At 62.4% G+C, this 245-nt stretch carries 1 protein-coding gene; it reads right to left on the bottom strand.

All coding sequences use genetic code 11. The features are described from left to right. The coding region (locus KPG66_RS16925; RefSeq protein ID WP_237071612.1) for a condensation domain-containing protein at positions 1–245 on the bottom strand (245 nt) is incomplete at both ends.

Consider the following 245-nt stretch of genomic DNA (forward strand, 5'->3'; position numbering starts at 1 on the left):
TGACGAACACCGAGCGCAGCGCTTCGTGACGCACAAACAGCGCATCCAGCGCTTGCTGCCACGCAGTGACATTAAGCGTGCCGTGCAGGCGCAATGCCATCGACATATGATACGAGTCGCTCGCGCCGTCGAGTTGCGCGAGGAACCACAGCCGTTGCTGCGCGAACGACAGTGGCAACGCACCGTCACGCGACACCGGCGTGATCACTGGCAGCACGGCGCTGTCCGTACGTTGCGCATCCAAT

The sequence above is a fragment of the Mycetohabitans sp. B2 genome, assembly GCF_021733735.1.
In the GTDB taxonomy this organism is placed as follows: Bacteria; Pseudomonadota; Gammaproteobacteria; order Burkholderiales; family Burkholderiaceae; genus Mycetohabitans; species Mycetohabitans rhizoxinica.